At 44.2% G+C, this 6,485-nt stretch carries 4 protein-coding genes and 4 pseudogenes; 1 reads left to right on the top strand and 7 read right to left on the bottom strand.

Features of this window, described 5'->3' with window-relative positions:
* The 4 genes and pseudogenes from NOL38_RS00880 to NOL38_RS10510 form a co-directional block, all read right to left on the bottom strand.
* Positions 1–186 (bottom strand): annotated as a pseudogene (locus NOL38_RS00880) (class I SAM-dependent methyltransferase); the annotation flags it as partial.
* 1 nt (position 187) lies between these two features.
* Positions 188–1,547 (bottom strand): annotated as a pseudogene (locus tag NOL38_RS10515) (IS4 family transposase).
* A 490-nt stretch (positions 1,548–2,037) separates the two neighbouring features.
* Positions 2,038–2,955, bottom strand: a complete 918-nt coding sequence (locus NOL38_RS00865; RefSeq protein ID WP_024399348.1) for an aminoglycoside phosphotransferase family protein — start codon at positions 2,953–2,955, stop codon at positions 2,038–2,040.
* A gap of 47 nt (positions 2,956–3,002) precedes the next feature.
* Positions 3,003–3,257: an ATP-binding protein gene (locus NOL38_RS10510; RefSeq protein WP_002328886.1), complete on the bottom strand. Its 255-nt coding sequence runs from the start codon at positions 3,255–3,257 to the stop codon at positions 3,003–3,005.
* Positions 3,258–3,467: 210 nt separating this feature from the next.
* On the opposite strand from NOL38_RS10510, the gene NOL38_RS00860 reads away from it, so the two are divergent.
* Positions 3,468–4,826, top strand: coding sequence for an IS4 family transposase (locus NOL38_RS00860; protein ID WP_105127951.1), 1,359 nt, complete (start codon positions 3,468–3,470; stop codon positions 4,824–4,826).
* On the opposite strand, the pseudogene NOL38_RS00855 reads toward NOL38_RS00860, so the two are convergent.
* The 3 genes and pseudogenes from NOL38_RS00855 to NOL38_RS00845 form a co-directional block, all read right to left on the bottom strand.
* Positions 4,811–5,206 (bottom strand): annotated as a pseudogene (locus NOL38_RS00855) (class I SAM-dependent methyltransferase); the annotation flags it as partial. The gene NOL38_RS00860 and the pseudogene NOL38_RS00855 overlap by 16 nt on opposite strands.
* Positions 5,187–6,057, bottom strand: a pseudogene (locus tag NOL38_RS00850) (nucleotidyltransferase domain-containing protein). The pseudogenes NOL38_RS00850 and NOL38_RS00855, both read right to left, overlap by 20 nt.
* Positions 6,058–6,075: 18 nt before the next feature.
* Positions 6,076–6,297 carry a helix-turn-helix domain-containing protein gene (locus NOL38_RS00845; RefSeq protein WP_105137353.1) on the bottom strand — a complete coding sequence of 74 codons (222 nt, stop codon included), beginning with the start codon at positions 6,295–6,297 and terminating at the stop codon, positions 6,076–6,078.
* Positions 6,298–6,485: the final 188 nt, after the last annotated feature.

The raw sequence follows: 6,485 nt of genomic DNA, 5'->3' as shown, positions 1-6,485 counted from the left end.
CTTTTCTTCCAAAAACATAGCTGTCCGTTTGCCCTCATAATAATAATTGTCCACCGGGAAATGCAGTATTTCTCCTTTTTCGTTATAATACCAGTCTTGTGTTCCATAGGCAGTAAAAACAGGATGTTCAACCGTAAAAACTAGCTTACCACCAGACTTCAGTATTCTATATATCTTTTTTACTAACTCAACTTTCGCAGCATGAAATGGGCAAACAGGCCTTGATGTAGCTGGGTAAAGTTGCAATCCATTGCTGGAGTTGACGTTGAATCAGAGCCGAAAGCTTTTTTCCTGCTTTCGTAGCGATTTCGTTGATCAGATCGAGCAGTTGCTGCAAGGCGATGGCCCAGTCCAATGTGCCAACTTCGTCGCACAACACATAAAACAGACCGCCGAACGAGCGAGCATCCGTACTTTGCCGATGCTGCCAGGCCAGCAAAATATAGCGGGAGAATACAATCGTCGTATGGCTGATCAGTAAATCATAGGAGCGGCCTTGAAACTCCTTCTGCAAACGAAGCAGCGACTTGGTGCACTTGAAGAAGACCTCGATGTCCCAGCGGATCCCGTAAATACGGATCACGTCCTCCACGGAGAGGGAAAGATCCGTCGTCAGCACCGCGAGCCATTCGTTCTTCTTCGTGCGATGACGGACGAATACCACGTGAACCGGTATGCCGGAGGCAAGCTCGGTTCGAATCGAACGAAGGATGCCTCGTTTCTTGCTTTGCACCGGAGACGCTGCGGTGTATAGTTCTTTGAGCGACAGCTTCCGGCCTTGAACAAGGAAACGCTTATTGTCGTTCTTGACCATGCCGATCACGTCGAGCCCGCGGGAGGCGATCTCGCCAATGAGGGGCGCGTGCGTGAACCAACTGTCCATCAAGACATAGGAGGCCGTGGCTCCGGCGGCAAGCGCGCGATCCAACATCGATACAATCACCTGCGGAGCCGACAGGAGTGCTTCTTGACGTCGCTTATACCCGTTCGTCCGTTTGTCGATCTTCTCGTTCATGCCGTTAATGGCAGATTTGCCGGAACTGATCAGCGCGAAGTCCAGCGGCAGGAAGGTATGGCCGGTCGGACCATCCCATGGTGAGCATACGAAATCCCTTGTAATAAGCGCCGGTGGCATGATCTTTGAACCTGGCCAGCAACTCAACGGCTTTGCTGCGGTTGCGTTCGAACATGGAATCGTCGACGATGAAGACGGTGCCCCGATCTGCCGACGTAAGCACGCTGACCTTCTGCACCGTCGCGACGCTGAGCGACGTCAGAAAACGACGCCAGGCAAAGCCTGCATGGTTGAGGAAACGATAGACGGCATCCTTGCCGGGAAAGGAGTCGCCCTTGCTGCTCTCGAGCAGTCGAAACCAATTCTTCTGGTGAAACAGAAGGACAAAGACGAGTTGGAATAGCCGAGCACAGCTAAAGCCAAATCGCTTACGGAATCCGGCTTGTTGAAGATGTTTCATCACTTTCAGTTCTTGAAAAGCAGGCTTTAATTCGTTTGGCAGTTGATTCAGATCGGGCTGATGGTCTATCATGATGGAAGACACCTCTTCTGTCTGGTAGTGATGGCTTGACACTCTCACTTTACCAAACGAAGTGGTGTTTTTCTATTTTGGCAAGCTGGCTATTCAACAGACCGTAAGACCGTTCTACAACTGGTTTTACATTGATTTTCTAGGTGCGAAAGTTGAGTTAAAAATATATAACATAAAACAAATTATATGACAAGGTTGTCACATGACAATGTTGTCATGTGTTGTCCGAAAGATGTTCTGCGCTCACGTTAAGATTTCCAAAATGTTTGCCTCAAATTCCGTTCCTTCTAAAGTGCTTTAAGTCTATTGAGCACAGTATCAATACAGTTTTTGTGCATACCGTGTTATTGGGTTTTGACCATGCGGAATTACAACCTTATAATATTGGGAGGCGTGCCGGTTTGTGGCGATGCTGTCCTACTCACCTGAGTAATGGAACTGATACAATGTCATACAAACCGACGCACATCAATGATTGCCGCACGGATTTTTACTGGCCTGACGGTTCGTTTGTCAGCTTTTCATATATCCGTTTTCGTAGATCATTAATACAGTGGAACTCCTCTGGTTTACCGAGGTATTTTCTGACAACATCTCCACCGAAATCGTGGATTAGCAGACCATCCGTGATGATTCCAACAAGCTCTTCTTCAGAATAATCACTGAAATAACCACGTAGCAGTACAGAATCAAATTTGAACAGTTCGGCTGCAATATACGCATCCTCGTAAACCTTCGGCGCAAGAACGGCATCTGCAAAGTCAATAATACAAAGTTTACCGTCATCGGTAATGATGACGTTGTTGCTGTTTAGATCGCCGTGGACATATACTTTCTCGCCGTAATCGTGAGAAGTGATGTAAATAAGTCTTTCCGACCTAAAGGAATCGGGATATATACTCCACCTTTCAGAACGATCTTCATCGGCAAAGATATCAATGTCATTGAACCGTGGGCAAGAGGTGTTCATTATATTCGTGAGTTTGCAAAGTTGCTTTGCTGCTTCAGATTTTTCAATGTGTGCCATGCTTTTTACGGCTTCGCCGAATGCGGTCCCATGAACATATTCCATTATCATGTAAACAAAACGATATTTATCCTCCACAAAACCATGTGCTATCAGTTTAGGGGAATGAATTCCGAGCTGATTTGCTCGCTGCATGGAAAACAATTCTGTCTGTATTTCCGTTGCCGGATCCATTCCTCCCTCACGCGGAACATATATTTTTATAACAAAATCACCAGATTTGAAAACAGCATTCGTTGCCGGTGGCAGGTTTTCGAGTTTCGCGAGTGGCAGGTTTTCTTTTTGGAATATGAAATTAGTAAGAGCAGAAAAAGCAAATAATGATTGAGAGACATTGCTCCAATCTTGCCAGTTTCCGATTTCTTCTTTAAAAAGATTCATGGTCAATAGCGCCCTCCAACAAAAAATCGTTTAGCCTCAATTTCACTCTAACATTGTGCTACTTGCAGTCTGATCGAAAGTGTCGTCCCTTCGTTCGGTCTACTGCTGACACTAAAATTTCCGCCATTTGCTTCAATGAATTTCTTGGCAATGATGAGTCCCAAGCCCGAACGTTCGCTGGATGTTTTTTCTGCAAAGCTTTGAACAAGTGTCTCACTGAATCCGACCCCGTTATCTTCGATCCGGATCTCCACCGTCCGATCATGGAGTTGCGAAATACAGATCTGTTTTAATATGTACACCTAGCCAATCTCTAATATAATCAGGATTAGTTAATACGTTCCAAACAACTTTCTTACTCAACTTTCGCACCTTGAAAATCTGTACTAAGCCTTGATAGGGCTAGGATTTTCTCTTGAAAAATCTCGTTCTTGACAGAAAAACACCTTTCTCGTTTGGTAAAATGGAAGTTGGAGAAGCTTACCATTCCAAACAGAAAGGTGCGTATCCCTATGGTACAACACAACTCTCTGTCTGAAAAGGGCCAAGAACGTATTTCGGCTGTATTCTCTACTTTACAAATCGGGCAACTGTTGCGGAAAGCAGGCATTTCCAAGTCGTTCGGATTGTCCAGTCTGGCCATCTTTCGGCTGATCTTTACGCTCGTGTTTGAAGGGCGTAACTGGTTTCGTCTTCTCCACAGCGATCGCCGCGAGTCTTTGCCTGGCAAAGATGTGGTCTATCGGTTTTTAAACCACCCGCGTTTCGCATGGCGACGATTTTTGCATGCCTTGAGTCTGAAGATCGTTCAGCATTTTGATTCCTTAACCTCTTCGTCCCGCGTTCGAACGTTCATCATTGATGATTCGGTTCTTCGCAGGGATCGCAGCAAGAAAGCCGAGTTGCTGGCCCGCGTCTTCGATCATACGACGGGGAGATATACCCGCGGCTACAACATGCTCACGCTCGGATGGTCGGATGGCTTCAGCTTCGCGCCCATTGATTTTGTCATGCTCAGCTCGGCCAAGCTGGCGAATCGCTTTTGCGAGATGAAGGAGCGTTTGTCCAAGCGTACGCAAGGCTACAAACGCCGCATCGAGGCACTTTCGCGTAAGCCGGATGCGGTTGTGGCTCTGCTTGATCGAGCGATTCAGGCTGGATTCAGCGCTGACTTTGTCCTGATGGACAGTTGGTTTACCCAAGCGCCTCTGTTGCGTGAACTGATGGCTAAAGGTCTGCATGTCATTGGGATGGTCAAGGCGATGAAACAACGATACCGGCTCGACGGAAAAAGCCTAACGCTCCATGAACTGTATGCCCTGTTGCCAAAGCAGAAAAACAAAGAAATTCTTGGCTCAGTCATCGTTCAAACCGCCTGCGGTTTACCGATCAAACTGGTCTTTGTGCAAAACCGCCATCGGCGGCGGGATTGGCTGGTTCTGCTCAGCACTGATTTGGCGTTGGAAGATGCCGAGATCGTTCGCATTTACGGCATGCGTTGGAGCATCGAGACCTTCTTCAAATTTGCCAAATCGTATCTGAAGCTGGGAACGGAGTTTCAAGGTCGTTCGTTTGATATGCTCATCAGCCACACCACGATCGTGTTTACGCGTTATCTCGTGATGGAATGGGAACGTCGTCACGAAAACGACGCGCGGTCGTTGGGCGGTCTGTTCTTCCTGTTTTCCGACGAAGTTCGAGACCTGGATCTCAAAACGGCTTTGCAACATCTGATAGCATTTTTCATGGCGTTCACGGAAGCCAAGTCCAAACGGGATCAGTCTGCCGTTTTTCGTCAACTCCAGCATTGGATTTCGAGTTTGCCCAATTATATCAAGGGTTTGTTTGGACAATTAAGCTGCGAAAGTTGAGTTACTAAAATCTCATAATCTGCTACATAGTGAAACGCAAGTGAACTTAATATTACATCAAAACTCTCCTCTGGGAATTCCACATCTTCTATAGCACAGCATTTATATTCAACCTGTGGAAAATGTGTTTTTTCTTTGGCTACCTCGAGCATTTTATGAGAAATATCAACACCTACAACAGAAGACGCTCCGTGTTCCATCGCATAAATACAGTGCCATCCATAGCCGCATCCTAAATCAAGCACACGCTTATCTTTAAAATCCGGCAGCAGCTTTCTCAATGTTTCCCATTCTCCTGCACCGGCTAGTCCCTGCTGTGAGCGACTCATTTGACTGTATTTTTGAAAAAATATATTATCATCATATTTGTTTTCTTTCATCTGAATTCCCCCTCGTTTAAAAAGTTATTTATCTCCGTTGCAATTTTTTTCACTTCTTTATAAAGCTTCTCGGTCATATCGTAGCATTCAAAAAGTGAAAGACCGAGTACTTCAAAAATATGATTTACCCTTTCGGCATATTTTTTAGGTTTATATTCAAAAGTTTCAAGCAGTTTTATAGCTTTCTTTTCGTTAATGCAATAAGCATTATTGCATGCAAATAACACTTGATTTAAACATGAAACTATACGAAAAACATGACCCGCAATATAATATTTATCGTCTGTTCCCGAATTTGCTTTTACAAACATTAAAGAGAACCCTGCTTCAAACATAAAAAAGTTAACTAAACTTTTCTGCAAAGCATTGGGATAAGTTTCTGCCTGTTTTTTTAATTCGCATAAGCTTTCATTCTTAGCATATAGTATTTTGCTAATCGCTAATTCTCCTCGATACATTGCACTAATATAACCATGGGGATGCCCGGTCTGATAATTGGCAGTAACAATTCCTTGCTCCGTATCTTTGATTATTTGTTCCACCCGTTTTATATCACGTAATATCAAGTCAACATGACACCCGTTTATAACTAACCATCCACCGCCATTAACCCAATCACCCCACGCTCCGGGAGGTACAACAAGGTTGTTTCTATTCTCATCATCCAACTCTGTAGCAATTTGATTAATCGCTGTCAGGTCAAATGAGTCTGAATTGTAATAGATTCCGATATCTATATCAGAATTTTCTGTATGGGTGCCTCTTGCACGTGAGCCCCCTAATACAATGCCTTCTATAAAAGGCAAAGATGATAATTTCTCTGTTACTATTTGAATAACATTACCTACCATATAAACATCCTCCTTTACTCAATTACCTATCTTAATTTCATTTCCATCAGGCAATATAAATGCCTGCTCAAACCTGACGCCCAGTACATCTGCGATGGCTTTCAACTCATCCAAGGTTACCGTTTCCCGTTTTAATTTTTTATTGAAATTCTGTGGAGTCTGGCCAATACGTCTAGCAAGTTCGGAAACACTTATATTCATTTGCTCACACAGTTCTTTAATCATTTCTGCCGTAGTCATACAGCACCTCCAAGTTTACGCTAAGAATATTATAAACCATTTAGTTGATAAACACAATAGTTATTAAAATATTATTATAATCAGCAAGCAAAAGAAAACCCACAACTCTACTGTAGAGTCATGGGCTATTTACTTCTGGTTTTCATATTTCCATTTCGAAGCCAGATTTGAAGGCTATGACGAAGTGG

The organism is Streptococcus suis (assembly GCF_029616525.1).
GTDB lineage: Bacteria > Bacillota > Bacilli > Lactobacillales > Streptococcaceae > Streptococcus > Streptococcus suis_AF.
The sequence above is the reverse complement of the archived record's forward strand: the minus strand, read 5'-3'. Positions and strand labels throughout refer to the sequence as shown.